This is a genomic window from Rhodococcus sp. P-2 (assembly GCF_016598535.1).
Lineage (GTDB): Bacteria > Actinomycetota > Actinomycetes > Mycobacteriales > Mycobacteriaceae > Rhodococcus_F > Rhodococcus_F baikonurensis.
The window spans coordinates 72,795-97,018 of record NZ_CP066779.1; the positions used below are offsets into that span (position 1 = coordinate 72,795).

Sequence of the window (24,224 nt, forward strand, 5' to 3'; positions counted from 1 at the left end):
CACAGAAACTACTTTCGAGGTAGATCAGGGAAGGGAAAGAACCAACTTCTCGATGTCCACGCGCGGACCGGTGAAGAACGGCACCTCTTCGCGAACGTGCAGGCGCGCTTCGGTGGCACGCAGGTCGCGCATCAAATCGACGATACGGATGAGCTCAGGTGCTTCGAACGCGAGAATCCACTCGTAGTCCCCCAGAGCGAAAGCCGGGACCGTGTTGGCGCGAACGTCCTTGTACGAACGAGCAGCCATACCGTGATCGGCGAGCATCTTGCGACGCTCCTCGTCGGGGAGCAGGTACCACTCGTACGAGCGGACGAACGGGTAGACGCAGATGTAGTCGCCCGGATCCTCACCCGCGACGAAAGAGGGCACGTGGCTCTTGTTGAACTCCGCGGGGCGGTGCACCGCCGAGTTGCTCCAGATGGGAGCACTCGCCTGACCGAGGACCGTGGTGCGACGGAAATCCGCGTACGCGGCCTGCAGTTCCTCGATGCTGGCCGCGTGGGTCCAGATCATGAAGTCCGCGTCGGCGCGCAAGCCGGCGACGTCGTAGATGCCGCGAACCACGACGCCCTTGTCTTCGAGACCCTCGAAGAACAAGCGGGCGTCCTTGACCGCAGCTTCCCGATCATCGCCCAGCACACCGGGTTCCACCTGGAACACGGAGAACATGAGGTAACGGATTTCAGAGTTCAGTTTGTCGAAATCAAGGCGTGCCATGGGTCTATCGTGCCACTCGCTCGAATATCCGTGTAGCCGCCGTCGTGCCGACTGCGACACACGCCGGAACCCCGACGCCGTGCAGCCATGACCCGGCCACTTCGAGGCCGTCGAACTGCGCCATCCCGGACTCGATTTCGGCCACGATTTCCGTGTGACCTGGGGCGTACTGGGGAAGACCTCCGTGCCACCGCTGCACGAAGCTCGCTGTTGGCACCTCGGTGATTCCGGTCACGGTCTCGAGATCGGCGCGCGCGAGTTCGATGAGTTCTCCATCCGGCCGGTGGACGATCTCCGATGCACCGAATCGACCGAACGAGACGCGAACGAGATGCTCGCCGCGATCAGCGAGGTGCGTCCACTTTCGACTCGACAGCGTGAACGCCTTGGCGGTCAGGTCGGCGTCGGTGGCAACCAGGATCCCCGAATTCTGCGGAAGTTCGACCTGCCCGGACAAGCGGAGCGCGACCACCACGGACGACGCCAGTTCGATCCGCGCCGCGATACTCGCGATCCCCGGATCGACTCCGGCCAACAACGTCGCTGCCCGCGGAGCCGGGACAGCCAGAATCACCGCGTCGACGCTGCCGAGCGGATCGACGTTCCACCCCGTCCCGTCTCTGCGTAACCCCGAGGCCTCTCCTCGGACGAACTTCGCGTCGGCGGCCTCCCGCAGCGCATCGAGCAGGATGCCGTAACCGTTCCTGAGCGCTCCGAATACCGGTCCGGGTGCAGGCGTCGGCAGTGCCGCGGCGACTGCAGCCGTGAGGCTACGAGCCCCGGCATCGAGCGCCGCAGCGAGCGTCGGTAATGCTGCTCGCACGCCGATGGTGTCCGCCAGCCCCGAATACACCCCGCCCAGCAGTGGATCCACCGATCGGCTGACCACCTGATCGCCGAATCGTTGCGAAACCAGTTCGGCAACACTGCAATCGGAACCACGGGTCCACTCGAACGGGACGCCTGCCTCGGCGGCTATGTGCGCCAAGGTCTGCCCGTCGACAAGTTCTCTCACCGACTCGGCCGACGCAGGGATTCCCATCAGGGTTCCGGCCGGCAACCGATTCAGCGAGCCCTGAGACCAGATCAACGGGCTCAGCCCAGCGGGATGAACGATCTGATCGGTCAGTCCCAGCTCGGCGAGAAGCGCAGGCACCTCCGGCCGCCGGGCGATGAACGCCTCGGCACCGATGTCGACCGGGCCGCCGCCCAAATCGATCGTCCGCAGCTTCCCGCCCAGTCTCGGCGAGTCGTCGACAACCGTGATGTCGGCGTCGGAGCCCAGACTGCGCCGAAGCCGGTACGCGGCAACCAGACCGGAGATTCCGCCTCCGATCACCGCGACCGACGGCCGAGTGGTCGTCACAGCGAGTGCACCAGCTCCACCGCCGACGTGATCGCCGACGGATCGGTGTCGGGCAGAACGCCGTGGCCGAGATTGAAGATGTGGCCGATCGCGCCGGCTTCGATCGCGCGGTCACCTTCGGCGGCGATCCGACGCACCTCGCGATCGATCACCTCGGGGCCGGCGAACAGGACGGCGGGGTCGAGATTGCCTTGCAGAGCCTTGCCAGGGCCGACACGACCGGCGGCGACGTCGAGCGGAATCCGCCAGTCGACACCCACGACGTCGGCGCCCGCCTCCCCCATCGCCCCGAGGAGTTCACCGGTACCGACACCGAAGTGGATACGCGGAACGCCGGCAGCGGCAACCTCGGCGAACACTCGCTCGGAATGCGGAAGTACGAATTCCCGGTAATCCGCGAGCGAGAGGGCGCCCGCCCACGAGTCGAACAGCTGAACCGCGTCGACACCAGCCTCGAGCTGCGCCTGCAGGAAGCAGATCGTGGTGTCGGCCAGGCTTCCGAGCAGCGCGTGCCAGGTCTTCGGATCGGAGTGCATGAGCGCCTTGGTCTTCTCGTGGTTCCGGCTCGGACCACCCTCGACCAGATACGACGCCAAGGTGAACGGTGCTCCGGCAAAGCCGATCAGCGGCGTGGAGCCCAACTCGGTGGTGAGAAGTCGAACGGCCTGCGCGATCGCCCCGACCTCTTCGGGGACCAATCGCGGGAGCGCTGCGACGTCGGCGATCGAACGGATCGGATTGGCAACCACGGGTCCGACACCGGCAACGATGTCGAGATCGATTCCCGCGGCCTTGAGCGGAACAACGATGTCCGAGAACAGAATTGCCGCATCCACGTCGTGACGACGCACCGGCTGCATCGTGATCTCGCAGACCAGCGCCGGATCGAAGCACGATTCCAACATGCCGATCCCTGCGCGGATCTCGCGGTACTCGGGCAACGAACGCCCGGCCTGGCGCATGAACCACACCGGCCGCCGACTCGGAGTGCGTCCGGTCGCCGCGGCAAGCAACGGTGCGTCGGGCAAGACTCGCCGAGCGCTGTATTGCGCCGACCCGGTGGTGCCTGAATTCATGTTGTCCAACCCGCTCATCAGTCCTCGCGCTCTCCGCCAACGTATGTCTTCGATCGACTCAATGCTGCCATGCCCGACACCCCGGATCGGACACCCGAGCGGTTCGTGAGCGGCCACACACCCGGGCCACTCTCGGTCGGCGCGCCTCCACCTCCCCGCCCACATCCCCGACTAACGTCCTGACCTGTGACGACATCCGGATCGACAGCCGACCCGGCCGAGTTCCGTGCCGCCGTGGAGGCGATGACCGCTGCGCGGGTTCGGCCCGAGATAGAGGTCGGTCCCATCCGCCCGCCGCAGCGTCTCGCTCCGTACAGTCACGCCGTGGGAGCCGAGGTTCTGCACCCGGACTCCGACGTCGTGGCAGAGCAGTCCGAAGGTGACGCCTTCGGCCGCCTGATCCTGTTGTTCGATCCGGACGGCGACGAGGCGTGGAACGGGACCATGCGATTGGTGGCCTACATCCAAGCCGATCTCGACGAAGCCGTCGCCGCGGATCCGCTGCTTCCCGAAGTAGCCTGGAGTTGGCTGGTGGATGCACTCGAGGCCGGCCCGGAACCTTTTGTCGCCCTGGGCGGTACGGTCACGGCCACCACGTCGGTGCGGTACGGCGACATCGCCGGGCCGCCCCGGGCCCATCAGCTCGAGCTGCGAGCGTCCTGGACTGCAACTTCTTCCGAACTGGCTCACCACGTGGAGGCCTTCTGTGAAGTCCTGGCATACGCGGCAGGGCTTCCGCCCGCCGGGATAACCACGCTGTCGCGGCAGAGCGACTGACTCCGCTACTCGTTTACGCATTTCCCCGGAAAATTACTAGAACCTGTTCTAGAATGAGTCATGCAACGTCTCAGCGGACTCGACGCGACCTTCCTCTACTTGGAAACACCGACCCAGCTATTGCACGTTTGTGGACTTGTCCTGCTCGACCCGACAACCATTCCGGGCGGCTACGACTACCGGAAGCTCCTCCGCGAGTTGGACTCGCGGATGGCCACCATGCCGACCTTCCGGCGCAAACTCAAAGATTCTCGCCTCAATCTCGACTACCCGGTCTGGGTCGACGACCACGATTTCGACATCGAGCGGCATTGCCATCGAACCGCGGTACCCGCGCCGGGAACGCACGCGGAACTGGCGGAACTTGCCGGACACATCGCCAGCCAGCCGCTGGATCGGTCCCGTCCGCTGTGGGAGATGTGGGTCATCGAGGGCCTCGCCGACGGGCAGATCGCCGTCATGTCGAAAATCCACCACAGCGCCGCCGACGGTGTCACCGGCGCAAACATCCTGGCTCAGCTGTGCAGCCTCGAACCGGATTCGCCGGCTCTCGTGGATCCCGATGCCCAGGGCGCGGGCGACGCCGGAACTCTCGACATCGCGATCGGCGGACTCATGGCCGTCGTCGCACGGCCCGCACGAATTGCCCGTCTGGTCCCCGGCGGAATCGCCATGCTCCCCAAGTGGGTGACGCGTGCACGCAAGGGTGAAGCCATGCCTGCGCCGTTCACCGCGCCGCGGACCTCGTTCAACGGCGCTATCACCGGCCACCGCAACGTCGCGTTCAGCCAACTCGATCTCGCGAAGGTGAAAGCCGTGAAAGACCGCCACGGCGTGAAGGTCAACGACGTGGTCCTGGCGCTCTGCGCCGGAGCTCTGCGTAAGTATCTGGAGGACCGGGACGAACTACCGGAGGACTCCCTCGTCGCCATGGTGCCCGTCTCGGTTCACGGCAAGTCCGACCGGCCGGGCACGAACCAGATCTCGGGCATGTTCACGCAACTGGGCACCCAGATCGCCGATCCCGTCGAACGCCTGCACGCGATCAGCGATTACAACGCCACCTCGAAGAACCACAACGAAGCCCTGGGCGCGAACATGCTCCAGGACTGGTCACAGTTCGCATCACCGGCGGTATTCGGCGCCGCCATGCGCGTGTACTCGTCGCTCAAGCTCGCCGAGCGTCATCCGGTGGTGTCCAACCTGGTGGTCTCCAACGTGCCCGGGCCGCCGGTCCCGCTCTACTTCCTCGGTGCACAGATCAAAGGAATGTTCCCGCTCGGCCCGATCTTCCACGGGGCGGGCCTGAACGTCACGGTGATGTCGCTCGACGGAAAACTCGACGTCGGCATCGTCAGTTGCTCCGATCTGGCACCCGAATTGGACCAGCTCGCGCAAGGTTTCGGGGCAGCTCTCGACGAACTGTTCGACGCTGAGGTGACAACCACTGTCCCCACTGCGACGTAGAGTCAATGACCATGTCCGAAGTCACCGATGATGCGACCGAGCCCACCTCCGACGTAGTTCCGCTGCTCGTACCGCGTGACGGAGTTCCGGAAGTCATCACCACTGCCGCCGGCGTCTCCGGTGCCGCGGCCGCGCTGGCTTCCGGTCACGGCCCGCTCGCGGTGGACGCCGAGCGGGCATCCGGATTCCGCTATTCGGCACGGGCGTACCTGATCCAGCTCCGACGCGAAGGAGCAGGATCGTTCCTGCTCGACCCGATTCCGACAGCGCAAGACCTGCAGCCTTTGGCCGAGGTGATCAACCCGTTGCAATGGGTGCTGCACTCTGCCGATCAGGATCTCCCCGGCCTCGCCGAACTGGGCCTGACACCGGCCGAGCTGTTCGACACCGAACTTGCCGGTCGACTGGCCGGGTTCGAGCGAGTCGGACTCGCCGCGATTGTGGAACGAACTCTGCGAGTGGAACTTCGCAAGGGTCACGGGGCTGCGGACTGGTCGACACGTCCACTGCCGGACGCCTGGTTGAACTACGCCGCCCTCGACGTCGAAGTGCTTCTCGAATTGCGCGACGCAATGGAAGCCGAACTCGAATCCCAAGGCAAGCTCGAATGGGCGAAGGAAGAGTTCGAGTACATCCGTCTGGCCGGACCACCCAAGCCCAAACCGGACCGCTGGCGTCGTACGTCGCACATCACCTCGCTCAAGACCACGCGCCAGTTGGCGGCGGTGCGGGCGTTGTGGCAAGCCCGTGAGGATCTCGCACGCAAGCGTGACGTGTCGCCGAGCCGAGTTCTTCCCGACTCCGCGATCATCGATGCCGCCCTCAAAGATCCCCAGTCGTTGGACGCGCTCCGCTCGCTTCCCGTCTTCGGCGGACCACGTCAACGCCGGTATTCACGTGTCTGGATGGACGCATTGGAAGCTGCGCGCAGGCTCCCCGACAGCGAGCTTCCGCCGAAGACCCCGCTCATCGTCGGACCTCCGGCCGCCGGTCGCTGGGCCCGCCAGGATCCGGCGGCAGCGGACCGCTTGACGGCGGCCAGAGCCGCACTGTCGGACCTGAGCAAAGAAGTGTCGGTACCGGTGGAGAATCTGCTCCAACCCGACCTGGTCAGGCGCCTGTGCTGGGACTGGAAATTGGAACCCGACTCGGACATCGCCGAAGTCGAGAGTGCGATCGAGACCAAGCTCACTTCGGGAGGCGCACGTGGCTGGCAACGCACTTTGACGGTTCCTGTCCTCGCCGAGGCACTGAACTCCGTGGTCCCGGCCGAACCCGAGGCCGAAGCGCCTGAATCCTGACCTGACCCCGGTGTGAAGTTGGAGCAATTCGGCACGTTAAGTTACCGGTCAGTAATGGGCAGTAGTACGCTCGATACGAGGCCGGACGCCTGGCCGTGATCGCCGAACCAACGTCTCACCGCCCTTCGGTGCGGTGGGCAGCTCCATCAGGAGGAATTCGCGTGGCTCCATCCACAAACAACCAACGCAACGTCGTCTTCGTCGACGGCATTCGCACCCCGTTCGGCAAGGCCGGCCCGAAAGGCATGTACGCCGACACACGCGCAGACGATCTCGTCGTCAAGGCGATTCGTGAGCTGCTTCGTCGTAACCCGCAGCTCGATCCCGCGCGGATCGACGAAGTGGCCGTCGCAGCCACCACGCAGACCGGTGATCAGGGCCTGACCATCGGCCGCACGGCCGCGATCCTCGCCGGTCTCCCCGAAACCGTTCCCGGCTTCGCCATCGACCGCATGTGTGCCGGCGCGATGACCGCTGTCACCACCACCGCGTCGGGTATCGGCTTCGGCCAGTACGATGTCGTGATCGCCGGTGGCGTCGAGCACATGGGTCACCACCCGATGGGTGAGGGCGCAGACCCCAACCCGCGTTTCCTCGCCGATCGCCTGGTCGATCCGAGTGCCCTCGTGATGGGTAACACCGCCGAGAACCTGCACGACCGGTTCCCGACCATCACCAAGGAACGCACGGACGCCTACGCCGTGAACAGCCAGAACAAGTACGACGCTGCCAAGAAGGCAGGCTTCATCGCCGACACCCTGGTCCCCGTCGCCACCCGCAGTTCTGCAGGCTGGGGCCTGGCCACCGAGGACGAGCCGCCGCGCCCCGGAACCACCGTCGAAGATCTCGCGAAGCTCAAGACGCCGTTCCGCCCGGCCGGACGCATCACCGCCGGTAACGCCGCCGGACTCAACGACGGCGCCACCGCCGCCCTGCTCGCCGGTGAGGACACCGCAACCGAGCTCGGACTGCCGGTCGGCATGCGCATGGTGGGCTTCGCCTACCAGGGCGTCGACCCCGCCGTCATGGGAATCGGCCCGGTTCCCGCCACCGAGAAGCTGCTGGCACGCACCGGCCTGAAGATCGAGGACATCGGACTCTTCGAGATCAACGAGGCGTTCGCCGTTCAGGTCCTCGCATTCCTCGAGCACTACGGCATCGCCGACGACGACCCGCGCGTCAACCAGTGGGGCGGCGCCATCGCGTGTGGCCACCCCCTCGCTTCCTCGGGCGTTCGCCTGATGACGCAGCTCTCCCGCCAGTTCGCGACACGTCCCGACGTGCGCTACGGCTTGACCACCATGTGCATCGGCCTCGGCATGGGCGGCACCGTCATCTGGGAGAACCCGAACCACGCTGACTACCAGGCAGGGGTTAACTAAATGTCTGATATTGCAACAGCATTCGCCGACGAGGTCGTGACGAACGCCTACACGAAGATCATCTCGGTCCCCGGCATCGAGGGCCCGTTTGCACTGATCACCCTCGACAACGGCTTCGACCACACCAAGCCGTCGTCCTTCGGTCCCGGCGGACTCGCAGCATTCGACGCTGCCCTCGACGAAGCCTTTGCAGCCAACCCGGTTGCCATCGCCGTCACCGGCAAGCCCTTCATCTTCGCCGCCGGCGCGGACCTCAAGGGCGTTCCCGCGATCACCTCACGTGAGCAGGGACTCGAACTGGGTCGCTTGGGCCACAAGGTGTTCCGACGCCTGCGTGAGTCCTCGGTTCCCACGTTCGCCTTCATCAACGGCGTCGCCTTGGGCGGCGGACTCGAAGTAGGCCTGCACAGCCACTACCGCACGGTTGCCGCCAACGCGGGCGCACTCGGTCTCCCGGAAGCGTTCCTCGGTCTGGTCCCCGGTTGGGGCGGAACGCAGTTGCTCCCCAACCTGGTCGGCCCGTCCAACGCCGTCACCGTGGTGATCGAAAACGCACTGAACCAGAACAAGGTGCTCTCCCCCAAGAAGGCACTCGAACTCGGCGTCGTCGACGTCGTTCTCGACTCCGCCGACTTCATCGAGCAATCTCTCGCCTGGGCGTCGCAGGTTCTTGCCGGCACCGTCACCCCCGCGCGTCCCGAGATCGATCGTGGCCAGGGCTGGGACGACGCGATCGCTCGTGCGAAGGCGATCGTCGACGGCAAGACCAAGGGCAACGCTCCCGGCGCGGTCAAGGCTGTCGAGCTGCTCGAATTGGCTCGCAGCACCGACATCACCGATGCCGCCTCGCTCGACAAGGGCTTCGCGGCCGAGGACGAGGCTCTCGCCGACCTCCTCCTGACGGACGAGCTTCGTGCGGGTCTGTACGCATTCGATCTGGTGAACAAGCGCGCCAAGCGTCCCGCGGGAGCACCCGACCGCTCACTCGCTCGTAAGGTCAGCGGCGTCGGCATCGTCGGTGCCGGCCTCATGGCCAGCCAGCTCGCGCTGCTCTTCGTCCGCCAGCTCAAGGTGCCGGTCATCCTGACCGACATCGACCAGGAGCGCATCGACAAGGGTGTCGGTTACGTCCACACCGAGATCGAGAAGCTCCAGGGCAAGGGGCGTCTGTCCCCCGACGCCGCGAACCGCCTCAAGGCACTCGTTTCCGGTTCCCTCGACAAGGCCGCGTTCGCCAAGACCGACTTCGTCATCGAAGCCGTCTTCGAGAACATGGACGTCAAGAAGAAGGTCTTCGCAGAACTCGAGCAGTTCATCGCTCCCGAAACCATCCTCGCGACCAACACCTCCTCGCTCTCCATCACGGAGATGGCGTCCGGGCTCGAGCATCCCGAGCGCGTGGTCGGTTTCCACTTCTTCAACCCGGTGGCCGTTCTTCCCCTCCTCGAGATCATCAAGGGCAGCAAGACCGACGATGCCACTCTCGCAACGGCTTTCGCTACCGCAAAGTCACTGAAGAAGTCCGCCGTCCTCTGCGGCGACAAGGCCGGTTTCGTCTTCAACCGCCTCGTCACCCGCACCTTGGGTGAGGTCATGTCCGCCGTCGACGAAGGCACACCCTTCGACGTCGCGGACAATGCCATCGCCGAACTCGGCATGCCCATGTCGCCGTTCACGCTGCTGGCCCTCGTCGGACCCGCAGTGGCTCTGCACACCGGTGAGACCCTGCAGGAGTCGTACCCGGACCGGTTCAAGAGCTCGCCGGGACTCGAAGCACTCGTCGAGGCTCGCAAGCCCGGCGTGTGGACCTGGGGCGGGAACGGTCAGGCCGTCGATCCCGAGGTCGCCGCGCTGTGGCCGCAGGGTGACAAGGTGTCCACCTCGGAAGAGGTCCTCGAGCGCACACGTCGTGCATTCGCCGAGGAAATTCAGATCATGCTCGACGAGGGCGTCGTAGCGGCAGCCGAGGACATCGACCTCTGCCTGCTGCTCGGCGGCGGATTCGGATTCTGGAACGGCGGCATCACGCCGTACCTGGACCGGACCGGCACCTCCGAAGCCGTCAACGGCAAGCGCTTCCTCGCGCCTGGCGTTGCCAGCGTCTGAGAAAGTCGATCGAACCGTCACGGACGGCGTGCCTTCGGGTACGCCGTCCGTGGCGTTTGTGCAGACTCAGAAGAGGATTCCCACATCGTCTTTCACGATGTTCTCGAGTGCACGCTCCGCGACGGCGGCAATGGTCATCGACGGATTGCACGCGGCGGAGTTACCCGGCAGCAGAGCACCGTCGAGCACGTACAACCCACGCTGACCGAGAACCCTGCCATCGAGGTCGCACACCGAGTTCATGCAGGCGCCGCCGAGAGGATGCCAGGTGGACGGCAGTATCGCGTTCGTGTCGGTCAGGAGACCTCCGGCCGCGATCCGATGGGCCGCCGGCCCGATGTGGCGTTGCTGGATCGCCGAATCCCCGTCCTTCGGCCAATGGAGCACCGCCTCACCCCGCACCGAGTCGTACACGAACCGACCTCGGTCGGTACTGACACCGAATCCGACCATCACCGTGCTGTGAGCGTCGAACGCCACCGGCGGGAACGACGCCTGAATGACGGTGAACGCGTTGTGCGGGTCCTCCCAGTTCCGGCTGCCGTAGACGACCGGCCCGCCCTGTGTCGCGCCGAAATTCTCCGCGAGATCCGACCAGATGTAGATCCGGTCGGCATTGGTCCCCCACCCCGCGCCGAGTTCGTCGGGCAAATCCGTGATCCGCCCCGTTGCCGCGGCGCGGACCAGGAGTTTGGTGGTGTTCATGCTGCCGGCAGCCATCACGAGCGCATCCGTCGTCAAAATCTTGTTCTCGAGAATGTTGCCGGAAATGTCGGTCCGGTCCACGTACACACGCCACCGTCCGTCGGCCGCCCGCTCGACATCGGTGACCTGGTGCAGAGTCTCCACTTCGACCAATCCGGTCGCTTCCGCAGCCGCAATGTAGGTGACGTCCACCGAATGCTTGCCGCCGTTGTTGACACCGAGCGCGCCGTCACCGTTGGTGTACGACGGCTTCATCTCACCCCGCAGTTCGGCCAACGCGTAGTTCCAGTCGATCGGCATCGGAATCTTCGACACGGGTAGACCGGAACGCGTTGCGTTACGCGCGAATACACGTGCCGCCTCGTAGTTCGGGCTGGAAATCAGTTCGTCGGGTGCAGTTTCCACTTGCAACATCCGCGCCACCCGCGGGTAATGGACGCGGTCCATTCGTGCGTAATCGAGCTCCTCCGGAAAGTGCGTGTTGAAGACCGCTTCTTCCGGTTGCAGCGTCATCCCTTGGTACACAAGCGATCCGCCGCCCACACCGGCTGCGCAGATCGCGGTCATGTTCTCACCGGTCACCGTCTCCAACAAACCCGCGTATGGCTCGAAGATCGCCGGCCTGCCGAACAGAGTCGGGTTGGACTGATGCCAGAGGATACGCTTGTCCGGACTGGCGGGATGCGGAAAAGTTTCGGCATTCGGCCCGGTCTGCCACCGAATCCCTCTCTCCAGCAGGGTGACCGGAACCCCGGCCTCGGCCAAGCGAAGTGCCGTCACCCCTCCGCCGAACCCCGAACCGATAACCACGACACGGTGCACTTCACGTGTCAGCGGAATCCCTGTTGCAGCCTTGGCAGTGCGTGGCGCCGTCATCGCGACTCCCACGGCGGCCGTACCGGCCAAGAACGATCTACGTTTCACTCCGGACATGACTGGTGCTCCCTCGAAGAATGTCGCCAGAGAATCCCGGGCACGCCAAAACTAGACACTCTGACGATCTAGTGTCAAGGTTTTGACGAAGTAGGCGAGGAACTACGAGGTCGACCGAATTGCGGGCCCGAGCCACCGCGCGAGAAAGGCGCGCAGGGAGTCGTCGGAATGGACGAGCTCACTGTCGAAGGCGACAACCGAAAGTCCGAGACGCACGGCAATTTCCACTATCTCGTCGAGTTCCACGTCCGTGGCGAGACCACGTTCGACCATCGGAGTGAGCATCTGAGTAGCGAAAGGTATTGCTCGACTCATCATTTCGACGTCGAAGACGGGGTTTCCCCGTTCTGCGAGAAGCAGTGTCGCCAGAACCGGGTGAGCACGCACGGCAGTTCGCGCGGCAACGATGAATTCGACGACATAGTCACACGCCGTGTCGACCGACTCCACCTGTGCCGTGATCTCCCCGAGCACCTCGATGGCAAGACCGCCCATCGCCTGGGAGACGACCTCTTCTCGCGTTCCGAAAATCGAGTACACCGTCTGACGCGAGACACCGGCCGCAGTGGCAACCGCGGCAATGTTCACAGCCTCGAATCCGCCGCCTTCGATCAGTCCGAGAGCGGCGGCGAGAATCTTTTGCTGTGATCGCACCGGAACAGTATCGCCCACCGAAACGGGGGCCCGCGAAACCCGGCCCACATCTCACCCCCACCTGCATAAACAGCGCACTCGGTTTCGTTTGGCTGCCGAAAATCAGTAGGTTAGGCTGCCCTTCATGAAATCTTCTGTTCGAGGCTTTGCCGCCCTCGGTGCCGCTGCAATTGCAGTCACCGCCCTTGTCTCGTGCTCCTCGGATACGGACACCTCGACGACCGCACAAGGTACGGACGGATTCCCCGTCAGTATCGAGAACACCTTCGGCACCACGACCATCGAATCGAAGCCCGAGCGCCTCGTCACTCTCGGATGGAACGCGCAGGACATCCTGTACGCACTCGATCTGACTCCGGTCGGACAGCCCAAGTACACCTACGGTGCGGACGACAACGGCGTGATGCCCTGGGCGCAGGAATACTTCGACGCGGACAAGACCACGCTCTTCGACATGCCGGCCAGCGGAGAACCGCCGATCGAGTCCATCGCGTCGTTGACACCCGACGTCATCCTCGCGCCGTACGAGGGCTTCGAGGAATCCGTCTACAACCAACTGAGCAAGATCGCACCGACGGCCGCGTACCCCGGCGCTGCCTGGCAGACATCCTGGCAGGACCAGACCCGCATCGTCGGCGAGGCAGTCGGCAAGAGCGACGAGGCCGACAAGCTCGTCGACGGCCTCGACGCTACTCTCGCCGATACCGCCGCAGCCCACCCGGAGTTCGCGGGGAAGACGTTGGCAGTGGTCAACTTCGACACCGACTCGAGCAACATCAACGTCTACCTGCCCACCGATCCGCGCGTCCAGGTGCTGACCGAACTCGGGTTCGTCAACGCACCAGGCGTCGAGAAGCTCGCCGCGGACAACGCAGGCGGATCGTTCTTCAAGACGATCTCCTACGAGAACATCGCCGACATCGACGCCGATGTGATCGTCGGCTTCACCGACGGTTCCGGTGATCCGTCCGGCATATCCGCAGTAGGTGGACTCGACGCGGTCAAGCGCGGATCCACCGCATTCCTCAGCGACACCCGCGTCATCGGCGGACTGAGCAACGTCAACGTCCTGAGCACGCCGTGGGTCCTCGGCCAGATCACACCGACCTTGAGCGAAGCCGCGAAGCGCGCAACCACCTAGAAAAGATGCAGTGTCGGTCACGGTCTTTATGCTCACCCGCATGGCTGAACTTTCGATCTCCGTAACCCGGCACGTCAAAGCACCGGCAGAGACCGTGTGGCAGGTCCTCACGGACCTCGACAATGCTGCCGAGACCCTCTCCGGCGTGATCCGCATCGAACGGCTCGCCGGAGAGGGCTACGCCGTCGGCACCAAGTGGCGTGAGACTCGGAAGATGATGGGCAAGGAAGCAACCGAGGACATGTGGGTGACCGAAGTCGACGCTCCTACCCGCACGGTCGTCAAAGCCAACTCCCACGGCATGAACTACACGAGTGGGTTCACTCTGAAGCCTGACGCCACAGGCGCGATCCTCGAGATGCACTTCTTCGGTGAATCCGAATCCACGTCACGTATCTCGAAGATCTTCACAGCAGTATTCGGTCGATTGGGCGCGCGGGTGACCCGGAAATTCATGGCAAAGGATCTCGAGGACATCGCGGCCAGAGCCGAGCGTCTCGCGGGCGAATAAACCCATCTCACCTGCGCCTGCCTGATTGTCTGCATAGTCACTGCAATCAATACCTCATCTCTGAGTCGGCCTGATTCGACGCGGGAATGGACTCAGCTGGATAACGGCGCGTGAGTCCCCGCCAAATCTCCTCCGGTGGGCGTAGCGTGCAGAGTGCTCGCGGATGGATCGGCGCATCGGGGTGTCGACCGTAGGGCCTTTGAGGGGGCAGGAATGGCATTCAGCGGAACCGCCTCCGGCGGTGGATCCGGCGCTACTCGCGCCGACGTCGGACACGCAGTGCTCTTCGCCGGCGCCGCCGCGCTCGGCGGTTTTCTGTTCGGATACGACACCGCCGTCATCAACGGGGCAGTCGGTGCGATCCGAGACAAGTACGACATCGGCGCCTCGGGCACCGGGCTCACGGTCTCACTGACTCTGCTCGGCGCAGCACTCGGCGCCTGGATCGCAGGCACACTCGCAGACCGACTAGGCCGCATCCGCGTCATGCAGATAGCCGCGGTGCTGTTCATCATCGGCGCCGTCGGTTCCGCAATTCCGTTCAGCGTCTACGACCTCACGTTCTGGCGCGTGGTCGGCGGCCTGGCCGTAGGTTTCGCATCAGTTATCGCCCCGGCATACATCGCGGAGATCTCCCCCGCCGCGATTCGCGGACGCCTCGGCTCGATGTACCAGTTGGCGATCGTCCTCGGAATCGCCGTGTCGCAGTTGGTCAACTATGCCCTCCAAGCAGCGGCCGGCGGTGATCGCAATCAGATCGCGGGCCTCGAAGCCTGGCAGTGGATGCTGATGCTCGAGGCTGTTCCCGCAGTCCTGTACCTGATCATGACGACCACGATTCCGGAGTCTCCGCGATTCCTCGTGGCGCAGGGCAAGGACGATCGAGCTCGCAAGATCATCTCCGACCTCGAAGGCGGAGATCACGACGCCGTCACCGAACGGATGAACGAGATTCGTGAATCACTGACGGAGAAGCAGGCCAAGACCACAGTCCGCCAACTCTTCTCGAAGCGGCTCGGCGTCTCGCATCTGGTGTGGGTCGGCATCGCGTTGGCTGCACTGCAGCAGTTGGTCGGCATCAACGTGATCTTCTACTACTCGAGCACGCTCTGGCAGGCAGTCGGATTCGGGGCCGATCGCTCGCTGCTCATCAGTGTCGTGAGCGCTCTGGTCAACATCGTCGGCACGTTCGTGGCCATCGCCGTCATCGACCGGGTCGGGCGAAAGCCGCTGTTGCTGGTCGGTTCTGCCGGTATGGCCATCTCACTGGGTACCGCAGCCTTCTGTTTCCATTCGGCAACAGTGACGAAGAACGAGATCGGCGAATCCGTGGCCACGCTGACCGGAGCCAACGCCACGATCGCACTCATCGGAGCCAACGCATTTGTCTTCTTCTTCGCTCTGTCCTGGGGCCCGGTGGTCTGGGTGTTGATCTCCGAAATGTTCCCCAACCGCGTGCGTGCTGCAGCGGTGGGAATTGCGACCGCCACCAACTGGGTCGCGAACTTCCTGGTGTCCTGGACATTCCCGGCCCTGGCCGATTGGAATCTGTCCTACACCTACGCCGGATACGCCGTCATGGCGCTACTGTCGCTGTTCGTCGTCCTGAGGTTCGTGAAGGAAACGCGAGGCAGCACACTCGAATCCGTCCAGTAGCGAGATCTCGCGGTTTCACACCGAAAAGCGGTGGCCCTCGGATTGATCCGAGGGCCACCGCTTTTCGAGATTATTGCGAGACGAGCTGTCAGCCTTGCGCGACTTCACCCTGAGCCGACGCCGAGGACGCGTCTTCCTGGACGTGGACGCCGACGCTGCCCATCCCCGCCACCCAGCCGGTGATCTTGCGCGAAAGATCCTGAGCCGTGAGTCCGAGTTCCTTGTGGATGGCTTCGCGGCTGGCGTGATCGAGGAATTGCTGGGGAACGCCCATGTCACGGCAGGACGTGTGCACGCCGGCGGCACGCATCGCAGCCGAGACCGTCGAACCGATGCCGCCGTGCAGACCGCCGTCTTCGATGGTGACCACGAGCGCGTACTTGTCCGCCATCTTCACCAGCGAATCCGCGACCGGCAGAACCCACCGCGGATCGACGACGGCAACCGAGATGCCCTGCTTGTCGAGCCGCTCGGCAATCTCGAGCGCCAAGGATGCAAACGGGCCCACCGCGACGAGGAGCACGTCGCCGCGCTCACCCTCGCTGGCCTTGAGAACGTCGACCATTCCGTCGAGTCGCTTCACTGCCGGAATTGCTTCGGGTACAGCACCCTTCGGGAACCGTACGACCGTCGGGCCGTCGTCGACGAGAAGCGCCTCGTCCAGTTCTTCGCGCAGCGTGTCTGCGTCACGCGGTGCCGCGACGCGGATCCCGGGAATGATTCCGAGGAGCGAAAGATCCCAGACGCCGTTGTGGCTGGCGCCGTCGACTCCGGTGACCCCGGCGCGGTCGAGCACGACCGTCACCGGTTGCTTGAGCAGAGCGACGTCCATCAACAACTGATCGAAAGCTCGATTGAGGAACGTCGAGTAAATAGCGACGACGGGGTGAAGTCCGCCCAACGCCAGGCCGGCGGCCGAGGTCATCGCATGCTGCTCGGCGATCCCGACGTCGAACATCCGATCGGGGAACTTCTCACCGAAGGCCGCGAGTCCGGTGGGCCCGGCCATGGCCGCGGTGATGGCGACGATGTCCTCACGACGCGAAGCCTGCTCGATCAATGCGGCCGAGAAGACCGACGTCCAGTCCGGCGCCGACGACTTGGTGCCGCGACCGGTGACGGGATCGATGACGCCGGTGGCGTGCATCTGATCGGCCACGTCGTTCTCGGCGTGTGCATAACCATTGCCCTTGCGCGTGACGGCGTGAACGATGACCGGCCCGCCGTAAGCCTTCGCTCGGCGCAACGCCGATTCCATGGCGGCTTCGTCGTGTCCGTCCACCGGTCCGAGGTACTTGATACCCAGATCGGTGAACATGACCTGAGGGCTGACCGCGTCCTTGAGACCGGCCTTCATTCCGTGCAGAACGGAGTACGCGGTGCGCCCGACCCAGGGCAGTCTCTTGACCAGGCGTCGGCCGCTGTCGAGCGCGCGCTCGTAACTCGGTGCGGTCCGCAGTGCCGAGAGATGGTCGGCGAGCCCGCCGATGGTCGGCGCGTACGAGCGACCGTTGTCGTTGACGACGATCACCACCGAACGGTCCTTGCCGGCCGCAATGTTGTTGAGGGCTTCCCAACACATTCCGCCGGTCAGCGCGCCGTCACCGACGACGGCGACAACGTGGCGATTCTGACCCGTCAACGCGAAGGCCTTGGCGAGTCCGTCGGCATAGGACAGAGCGGCGGAAGCGTGAGAGGACTCGACCCAGTCGTGTTCGCTCTCGGCGCGGCACGGATATCCGGACAGTCCGCCCTGCTTACGCAAGGTGTCGAACTGATCCTGACGGCCGGTGAGGATCTTGTGCACATAGGCCTGATGGCCCGTGTCGAAGATGATCGCGTCCTGCGGCGAGTCGAAAATTCGGTGCAGTGCGAGGGTCAACTCCACGACGCCCAAGTTGGGCCCGAGGTGACCACCGGTCGCAGCGACCTTCAGCACGAGGAACTCACGAATCTCGTCGGCCAACTCCGTCATCTCGGCGTGGCTCAACTGACCTAGATCGTCAGGACCCTGAATGCGGGCAAGAACACCCAACGAGATCGCTCCCTCCGTGCTTCACAGCTGCACCGGTGCGCGCCGCGGCTGTCTTCGCGACAGTGCTGCCAGTCTACGGAGCGTTCCGGCGAACCGACACGCGGACTCGGCCCGATTCCGGTGTGACTTCGCGTAACAGCGAAATCCCACGGATCGCTCGTGATCGCAATCACAGACAAATGTGATCCGTCGCAATCGACTCGACAACTCTTGTTCCACAAAACGACCGCCATGTCAGCTTAAGGTCGACGTATGGGAACTGTGGTCGACGACCTGATAACGCGAGTGTTCGACGAAGTCCGATCACTCGACGAGGGCGAGTTGGCCGACTACATCCCCGAACTCGCGGCGGTCGCCCCCGATTCGTTCGGAATCTGCATCGCCACCGTCGACGGTTACGTCTACGAGATCGGTGACTCGCGAATCCCGTTCACCATTCAGTCGATCTCGAAACCCTTCACCTACGCCTTGGCTCTCGCCGATCGGGGAAGCGAGGCGGTTGCCGCGAAAATCGACGTCGAGCCATCCGGCGAGCCGTTCAACGAAATCAGCCTCGACCCGCTCACCGAACGGCCACGAAACCCCATGATCAATGCGGGGGCGATCACCGCTGCATCACTGGTTGCCGGCCCGAATCCCGAGGCCCGCTTCGAGCGCATCCGCTCGGCGTACTCGAGGTACGCGGGCCGTGAACTGGCATTCAACGAGTCGGTCTACACCTCCGAGGCGCGCACCGGTCACCGCAACCGCGCGATCGGACACATGCTGCGATCGTTCGACGTCATCACCGGCAATCCAGACGAGGCCGTCGACCTGTACTTCCGTCAATGCTCGATCGACGTGACCTGCCGCGATCTGAGTCTGATGGCTGCGACGATGGCGAACAACGGTGTCAATCCGCTCACCCACGAGCGTGCGCTGGCTCCCGCGGGCGTCGAGCAGGTCCTCAGCGTCATGGCAACGTGCGGAATGTACGACGGCGCCGGAAAGTGGCTGGTGGAGGTCGGATTGCCGGCCAAGAGCGGCGTCGGCGGCGGAGTCCTGGCCGTTCTGCCGGGCCAGATCGGCATCGCGGTGTACTCCCCCCGACTCGACGTTCACGGAAACAGCGTTCGCGGAGTTGCTTCCGCCCGGGCACTGTCGAAGGAACTCGAACTGCACTTCCTCCACGTGACGCGGGCGTCACGCTCCTCGATCCGAGCCAGATACAGCGTCATCGAAGCGCCGTCGCGAGTACGACGCACCCCGACCGAACAGGCTGTGCTCGACGACGTCGGCAAGCGCAGCCGGGTCTACGAACTGCACGGCGACCTCCTCTTCACCGGTGCCGAATCGGCGGTCCGCGAAATCGGCTCGGTGGACGAAGGTCTCGAAGTTGTCGTCATCGACGTCCGCCGCGTCGACGACGCGAGCGACGTCGCGGTGCGGATGATCACTGCGCTGCAGGTTCAGCTGGCCGAACAAGCCTGCGCGGTGGCGGTCGTCGATCCGCAAGGACTACTGGGACAACGGAGTTCGAGCATCGATCCCGCCAGAAGAAGTGGTCGGGTTTTTGCGGACCTCGATTCCGCCATGCAGTGGTGCGAAGACACGTTGCTTGCGGTGCATTGTGAAGCCGATCGTCAGGCGTCGACGATCTCGATCGAGGACCACCCTGTTCTCGATGCTCTGTCCGCGGCACAGATCGAGGGATTCTCGGCTGAATTGGAGACGCGAACCTATGCCCGCGGTGAGAAGATCGCCCGCCGAGGTGAATCGGCCTCGGGGTTCTACCTGATTCTCAGTGGCCAGGTCAGCACCATGTTCACGGACGCACACGGGGTCGAGCACCGGATCACGACGCTCTCCGCCGGAATGACGTTCGGCGAGATGACGATGTTCCTCGACACCCCCTTCCTCAACGACATTCGCGCCGATTCCACGGTCACCGTGGCCGTCCTGACACCGGAGCGATACGCAGAACTGACCGCGCAGGCACCCGAGTTGAAACTTGCACTGCTCGAACGACTTGCGGCAGGAGCCTACGAGCAACTGGACCTGATGTTGCGGAGTGTCATATCCGCCGGACGAATCGGATAGGAAGTACACATGCCGACCACCGCCCTCACCTCGGAGCCGTCCACTGTCACGGTCACCGGAACCGCCACTGCTACAGCTGTTCCCGACATCGTGCGGCTGACGATCGGAGTATCGGTGACACAGACAGCCGTCTCCGACGCATTCGACGCCGTCGCTCGGCTGTCCAGCGCTCTGACCGAGACCCTGCACTCGCGCGGCGTACGCGGAGCGGACCTCACCACCGCCGGACTCAGCGTCTATCCGCAAACTCATTGGAGTGACGGAGGCCGCCAGGAGACAACAGGATTCACGGCCTCGACAACTTTTCGAGTCGTCCTGCGAGAACTGGAGCCGGCAGCGGCGAACTCACCTGCAGCCGTCATCGCAGCATGTGTATCGGTGGGCGGCGATGCGATCCGGCTGGACGGACTGGAGTTCGATCTCGACGATCGCAGCGATCTGGCGACAAGAGCACGCGAGTTGGCGTGGACGGCAGCCGAATCGAAGGCCAGGCAGTTCGCAGACCTCGCAGACAAAGATCTGGTCGAAGTCCTCGAGGTGCTCGAGGACTTCGACCAGATCGCGCCGATGCGCGGGCGTGTCGCGGCGATGAAAGCGGATTCCGCCCCGATAGCCGTCGAACGCGGCGAGATCGAAGAATCGATCTCGGTCCGCGTTCGATGGGCTATGGCGTGACAGAAGTAATTCAGAAGACGCAGCCGGCAGTAGACCAGCCGGGCATGCGGATCAGCGAGTGAGGTTCTTCTCTTCGCGCTCTTCCTCGAACTTCTGCTCTGCGTCGGGGGTTGCCAGGTCGATCGTGGTGCGCAGCGGACGGTTCGGGATGAAGATGACCGACACGAGCGTTACCACCGCGACTACGGCTGCGACCAGGAAGATCCGACCTGTTGCGTCGCCGTAAGCGAACCGGACGATCTGCGAGACGAAGTCAGGCATGTTGCTCAGATCCAGGCCGTCCTGCAGGCTCTTTCCGGCTACCGCCTGCTGCTCGGGCGGCAAGGTGGACACCGAATCGACTGTCAGTGTCTTGACGCGGGTCGCAAGGATGGACCCGAGCACCGAAACACCGATCGCGCCGCCGAACGTGCGGAAGAACGCCACGATACTGCTGGCCGCACCGATGTTCTCGACGCTGACCGTGTTCTGCACCGCGAGCACGATGTTCTGCATCAACATGCCGGTACCAAGACCGACGATGGCGATGAAGATTCCGATGGTCCAGAGGCTGGTGGCGTGGTCGATCGTCGACAGCAGTCCGAAACCGACAAGCAGCAGGACTGCGCCGGCGACGATGAAGGGCTTCCACTGGCCGAACTTGGTGATCAACTGTCCCGAGCCGACGGAAGCGACGAGCATACCGGCGACCATCGGGATGGTGAGCAATCCGGCTTCGGTGGGATCGAATCCGCGTGCGGTCTGGAAGTACTGCGTCAGGAAGGTCGTCGCGCCGAAGAGGCCGACACCGACGGCGATCGAGGCGATGATGGCGAGAGCCGTGGTGCGCTCGGTGATGATCTTGATCGGCAGGATCGGATCCTTGACCTTGGATTCGACGAACATCGTCAGGCCGAGCAGGGCCAGACCACCGATGACGAAGAAGGCAGATTCCTTCGAGAACCAGGCGTAGTAGTCGTCCTGGCCGGCAAACGACACCCAGATCAGCAGGACGCTGACACCGGCGGTGAGCAGGGTGGCGCCCATCCAGTCGATGGAGACGTTGTCCTTCTTCACTGTCTCGACGTGCAGTGTGCGCTGAAGCAGGAACAGTGCGATGACTGCCAACGGGACACACACGTAGAAGCACCAGCGCCAGCCGGCAGTGTCCACGAGTACGCCGCCGAGGATCGGTCCGCCGGACATCGAGACGGCCATGGCCGCACCCATGTATCCGGAATAGCGACCGCGATCTCGCGGCGGGATGATCGTGCCGATGATGGCGACGACGAGTGCGGTCAGGCCACCCATACCGATGCCCTGGATGACACGTGCACCGAGCAGCAACGGAACGTTGTGTGCCGCGCCGGCGATGACCGAACCGATCACGAAGATGACGATCGCGGTCTGGACCAGGACCTTCTTGTTGTACAGGTCGGCCAGCTTGCCCCAGATCGGCGTCGATGCCGCGGTGGCGAGCAGTGCCGTGGTGATGATCCAGGCGTACTGAGTCTGCGTTCCGTGCAATTCGCCGATGATCGTGGGAAGCGCGGTCGAAACGATGGTGCTGCTGAGCAGCGCGGTGAACAGCGCTGCGATGAGGCCGGTGAGTGCCTCGAGGATTTCGCGGTGAGTCATCGCGGCCGCTTCGCGGGGCGATCCGTCACCTCCGGTACTTGCCCGGGTTTCTCCAACTGTTGCTGCCATGTGCCTTATCTCCCAATACTTTCTACGCCCGTGTGCGGAACTGCCGGTGAGGCCTGCCGATTCGATGCGCCGAACGTCTCGTTGAGACGTTGCAGCGATGTCACTGCGGCCATGGCCTCTTCCTGGCTCCAGTCTTCGAGCATGTTGCGCAAACGCGCCGCACGCCGCTGCGTGGTTTTCCTTAAAACGTCGTGTCCCTCTTCCGATACTCGGATGCGGAACGCCCGTTTGTCAGCCGGATCGGGATTTCTCTCGACATACCCCGCGTCGACCAGATCCGACATTTGTCGGCTGAGCGACGACTGACTGACACACAGATCGACGGCCAATTCGTTCTGTCGGCACTCCCCCCGCGCTGCCAGCATGAACAACACGCTGACCAGTGCAGGCGGCAGCAGGCTGTCTGCGCCGGTGGTGACCGCGGCTCGCAGCGATCTGCCGAACATGAAGATCGTGTCGACGAGCGCCTGGGCCGTCTCCGGCTGTACCGACATTGCCTACCCCTGAATTCGAGTGGCCCGAATGAGCCGTGACTTGAAAACGGAAAACTACTTGCAGAACGAAACTATACGATTAGTTGCGTAATGCAAGCAACTGTTGTGAACGCGAGAAGCGTCACACCCGTTCGGGGAAAGAATTCGGCACGCGTCAGCGTTCGAGGAGCGCGATGCACTCCATGTGGTGAGTCTGCGGGAAGGCGTCGAACGCCCGGAGGCCGCCGATTCTGAAGCCCTGCTCCAGGTAGAGACCGATATCGCGACCGAACGACGCGGGGTCGCAGCCGATGTGCACTATCCGCTCGGCGCCAGTTGCGGCGAGCGCTTCGACGACCGGACGACCCGCGCCCGCTCGTGGCGGATCGAGCACGATGACGGCAGGCGATCGCTCCAGATCCGGGAGAACGTTCTCGACTCGGGCACTGTGGAAGCGCACCTGACCGAGATCCGAGAGCGCTTCCCGTCCGTCGGAGACTGCTCGCGCCGAGGATTCGACGGACTCCACGACCCCGGACGGCCCGACAAGGTCGGCGAGCACAGCTGCGAAAACCCCGACTCCGCCGTAGAGATCCCAGGCCGTGTCGTCGGTAGCGGCTCCGGCCCAATCTCCGACCACCTGTGAGTACGCGTTCGCAGCGCTGCGATGGGCCTGCCAAAAACCTGTGGCGGACAGCGCCCATTCTCGATTGCCGACGCGCTCGATCACTGTTTCCGACCCGATGGCCACGCGCGTCTTTCGCGGACCGCCGCTTGCCGCTCGGCGTGCCATGGCGCCGCGACGCCCCGGAGTCCGTCGTCCCGTCTTGGACACAGCGGGCGCGGCGATTTCCACGACGTGCCGCTCGCCGGTGGCGTCGAGAACGACCTGCAGCTCACTGCCCGGCGTCCATTGCTGGCCACCGAGACCGTCGTAGGCGCTCTGATCGATCTGAGTGCACCGCAAGTCGGTGACGATCCGGCTGCTGCGGTACGCGTGGTATCCGGCGACGCCGTGCCCGTCCACCGCCAACCGGACTCGCGTGCGCCAACCCGTTCCGTCTCCGGTTCCGGGCAGTTCCTCCACCTCGACGTCCGATTCGACGCGAGCGAGTCGCAGAAGCTGCTCCCGCACGACCGAGGTCTTCATCTCACGTTGGACGCTCAGATCCGCGTGCGAGTAGTCGCAGCAGCCTGCCCCGCCCGGGCCGGAGATCGGGCAGGTCGGATCGATGCGATGCGGAGATGCGTCGAGAACGGCGATAGCGTCGGCGCGGCAGAACGATCCGCCCTTGTCCTCGGTCACCCGGACCAGCGCCCGCTCCCCCGGCAAACCGTGACGGACGAACACGACCCGCCCCTCGTGCCGGGCGACGACGAACCCGCCGTGACCGGGGTTGCCCAGATCGACCTCGAAGGTCTGCCCGGTCCAATTCTCACTCAACGAACTACGCCTGCCATTTCGATGTTGCCGATCATTT

The 24,224-nt window shown here is 64.1% G+C and carries 19 protein-coding genes; 10 read left to right on the plus strand and 9 right to left on the minus strand.

Annotated elements, in window-relative coordinates:
• Window positions 1–24 precede the first annotated feature (24 nt).
• Genes hemQ through hemE form a run of 3 tightly spaced genes read right to left on the minus strand, consistent with a single transcriptional unit; the run spans window position 25 to window position 3,180 of the window.
• Window positions 25–720, minus strand: a complete 696-nt coding sequence (hemQ, locus tag I7X09_RS00375) for a hydrogen peroxide-dependent heme synthase (RefSeq protein ID WP_200315031.1) — start codon at window positions 718–720, stop codon at window positions 25–27.
• Window positions 721–724: 4 nt separating this feature from the next.
• Window positions 725–2,086, minus strand: coding sequence for a protoporphyrinogen oxidase (locus I7X09_RS00380; protein WP_200315033.1), 1,362 nt, complete (start codon window positions 2,084–2,086; stop codon window positions 725–727).
• Window positions 2,083–3,180: a uroporphyrinogen decarboxylase gene (hemE, locus tag I7X09_RS00385; RefSeq protein ID WP_200315035.1), complete on the minus strand. Its 1,098-nt coding sequence runs from the start codon at window positions 3,178–3,180 to the stop codon at window positions 2,083–2,085. The genes I7X09_RS00380 and hemE overlap by 4 nt, the downstream gene beginning before the upstream one ends.
• Window positions 3,181–3,348: 168 nt before the next feature.
• Between hemE and I7X09_RS00390 the strand changes: the two genes are divergently transcribed.
• From I7X09_RS00390 to I7X09_RS00410, 5 genes are all read left to right on the plus strand, one after another.
• Window positions 3,349–3,939, plus strand: coding sequence for a DUF3000 domain-containing protein (locus tag I7X09_RS00390; protein WP_095970515.1), 591 nt, complete (start codon window positions 3,349–3,351; stop codon window positions 3,937–3,939).
• Between the two features lie 60 nt (window positions 3,940–3,999).
• Window positions 4,000–5,406 (plus strand): WS/DGAT/MGAT family O-acyltransferase, encoded by a 1,407-nt coding sequence (locus tag I7X09_RS00395; protein ID WP_095970516.1) that lies wholly within the window; start codon window positions 4,000–4,002, stop codon window positions 5,404–5,406.
• 11 nt (window positions 5,407–5,417) lie between these two features.
• Window positions 5,418–6,707, plus strand: a complete 1,290-nt coding sequence (locus tag I7X09_RS00400) for an HRDC domain-containing protein (RefSeq protein WP_200315037.1) — start codon at window positions 5,418–5,420, stop codon at window positions 6,705–6,707.
• Between the two features lie 161 nt (window positions 6,708–6,868).
• Window positions 6,869–8,089, plus strand: a complete 1,221-nt coding sequence (locus I7X09_RS00405; RefSeq protein ID WP_200315039.1) for a thiolase family protein — start codon at window positions 6,869–6,871, stop codon at window positions 8,087–8,089.
• A complete protein-coding gene (locus tag I7X09_RS00410; RefSeq protein ID WP_200315041.1) occupies window positions 8,090–10,195 on the plus strand; it encodes a 3-hydroxyacyl-CoA dehydrogenase NAD-binding domain-containing protein in 2,106 nt (701 codons plus the stop codon). It begins immediately after the preceding gene.
• A gap of 66 nt (window positions 10,196–10,261) precedes the next feature.
• Here I7X09_RS00410 and I7X09_RS00415 read toward each other — a convergent pair whose 3' ends face one another.
• Window positions 10,262–11,833, minus strand: coding sequence for a GMC oxidoreductase (locus tag I7X09_RS00415; protein ID WP_095970518.1), 1,572 nt, complete (start codon window positions 11,831–11,833; stop codon window positions 10,262–10,264).
• A gap of 102 nt (window positions 11,834–11,935) precedes the next feature.
• Window positions 11,936–12,487, minus strand: coding sequence for a TetR/AcrR family transcriptional regulator (locus tag I7X09_RS00420; RefSeq protein WP_095970519.1), 552 nt, complete (start codon window positions 12,485–12,487; stop codon window positions 11,936–11,938).
• A gap of 124 nt (window positions 12,488–12,611) precedes the next feature.
• Between I7X09_RS00420 and I7X09_RS00425 the strand changes: the two genes are divergently transcribed.
• From I7X09_RS00425 to I7X09_RS00435, 3 genes are all read left to right on the plus strand, one after another.
• Entirely contained in the window at window positions 12,612–13,628 is a 1,017-nt protein-coding gene (locus tag I7X09_RS00425) for an iron-siderophore ABC transporter substrate-binding protein (protein WP_200315043.1), read from the plus strand.
• A gap of 40 nt (window positions 13,629–13,668) precedes the next feature.
• Entirely contained in the window at window positions 13,669–14,139 is a 471-nt protein-coding gene (locus I7X09_RS00430) for an SRPBCC family protein (RefSeq protein WP_234036759.1), read from the plus strand.
• A 213-nt stretch (window positions 14,140–14,352) separates the two neighbouring features.
• Window positions 14,353–15,795, plus strand: a complete 1,443-nt coding sequence (locus I7X09_RS00435; RefSeq protein WP_124569724.1) for a sugar porter family MFS transporter — start codon at window positions 14,353–14,355, stop codon at window positions 15,793–15,795.
• A gap of 88 nt (window positions 15,796–15,883) precedes the next feature.
• Here I7X09_RS00435 and dxs read toward each other — a convergent pair whose 3' ends face one another.
• On the minus strand, window positions 15,884–17,830 hold the full coding sequence (dxs, locus tag I7X09_RS00440; protein WP_200315045.1) for a 1-deoxy-D-xylulose-5-phosphate synthase: 1,947 nt from the start codon (window positions 17,828–17,830) through the stop codon (window positions 15,884–15,886).
• A 252-nt stretch (window positions 17,831–18,082) separates the two neighbouring features.
• On the opposite strand from dxs, the gene glsA reads away from it, so the two are divergent.
• Window positions 18,083–19,909: a glutaminase A gene (glsA, locus tag I7X09_RS00445; RefSeq protein ID WP_095970523.1), complete on the plus strand. Its 1,827-nt coding sequence runs from the start codon at window positions 18,083–18,085 to the stop codon at window positions 19,907–19,909.
• 9 nt (window positions 19,910–19,918) lie between these two features.
• Window positions 19,919–20,584, plus strand: a complete 666-nt coding sequence (locus I7X09_RS00450; protein ID WP_200315047.1) for an SIMPL domain-containing protein — start codon at window positions 19,919–19,921, stop codon at window positions 20,582–20,584.
• 51 nt (window positions 20,585–20,635) lie between these two features.
• On the opposite strand, the gene I7X09_RS00455 is transcribed toward I7X09_RS00450, so the two are convergent.
• From I7X09_RS00455 to I7X09_RS00465, 3 genes are all read right to left on the minus strand, one after another.
• Window positions 20,636–22,270, minus strand: coding sequence for an MDR family MFS transporter (locus tag I7X09_RS00455; protein WP_185564972.1), 1,635 nt, complete (start codon window positions 22,268–22,270; stop codon window positions 20,636–20,638).
• Between the two features lie 5 nt (window positions 22,271–22,275).
• On the minus strand, window positions 22,276–22,764 hold the full coding sequence (locus I7X09_RS00460; protein WP_095970526.1) for a MarR family winged helix-turn-helix transcriptional regulator: 489 nt from the start codon (window positions 22,762–22,764) through the stop codon (window positions 22,276–22,278).
• Between the two features lie 154 nt (window positions 22,765–22,918).
• Window positions 22,919–24,187, minus strand: a complete 1,269-nt coding sequence (locus I7X09_RS00465) for a class I SAM-dependent RNA methyltransferase (protein WP_200315049.1) — start codon at window positions 24,185–24,187, stop codon at window positions 22,919–22,921.
• Window positions 24,188–24,224: the final 37 nt, after the last annotated feature.

Bases quoted from the DNA above. Each gene is read 5' to 3' on its own strand.
- hemQ (WP_200315031.1), bottom strand. From the start codon at position 720: ATGGCACGCCTTGATTTCGACAAACTGAACTCTGAAATCCGTTACCTC.
- hemE (WP_200315035.1), bottom strand. From the start codon at position 3,180: ATGAGCGGGTTGGACAACATGAATTCAGGCACCACCGGGTCGGCGCAA.
- I7X09_RS00395 (WP_095970516.1), top strand. From the start codon at position 4,000: ATGCAACGTCTCAGCGGACTCGACGCGACCTTCCTCTACTTGGAAACA.
- I7X09_RS00400 (WP_200315037.1), top strand. From the start codon at position 5,418: ATGTCCGAAGTCACCGATGATGCGACCGAGCCCACCTCCGACGTAGTT.
- I7X09_RS00410 (WP_200315041.1), top strand. From the start codon at position 8,090: ATGTCTGATATTGCAACAGCATTCGCCGACGAGGTCGTGACGAACGCC.
- I7X09_RS00415 (WP_095970518.1), bottom strand. From the start codon at position 11,833: ATGTCCGGAGTGAAACGTAGATCGTTCTTGGCCGGTACGGCCGCCGTG.
- I7X09_RS00425 (WP_200315043.1), top strand. From the start codon at position 12,612: ATGAAATCTTCTGTTCGAGGCTTTGCCGCCCTCGGTGCCGCTGCAATT.
- I7X09_RS00430 (WP_234036759.1), top strand. From the start codon at position 13,669: ATGGCTGAACTTTCGATCTCCGTAACCCGGCACGTCAAAGCACCGGCA.
- I7X09_RS00435 (WP_124569724.1), top strand. From the start codon at position 14,353: ATGGCATTCAGCGGAACCGCCTCCGGCGGTGGATCCGGCGCTACTCGC.
- glsA (WP_095970523.1), top strand. From the start codon at position 18,083: ATGGGAACTGTGGTCGACGACCTGATAACGCGAGTGTTCGACGAAGTC.
- I7X09_RS00450 (WP_200315047.1), top strand. From the start codon at position 19,919: ATGCCGACCACCGCCCTCACCTCGGAGCCGTCCACTGTCACGGTCACC.
- I7X09_RS00455 (WP_185564972.1), bottom strand. From the start codon at position 22,270: ATGGCAGCAACAGTTGGAGAAACCCGGGCAAGTACCGGAGGTGACGGA.
- I7X09_RS00460 (WP_095970526.1), bottom strand. From the start codon at position 22,764: ATGTCGGTACAGCCGGAGACGGCCCAGGCGCTCGTCGACACGATCTTC.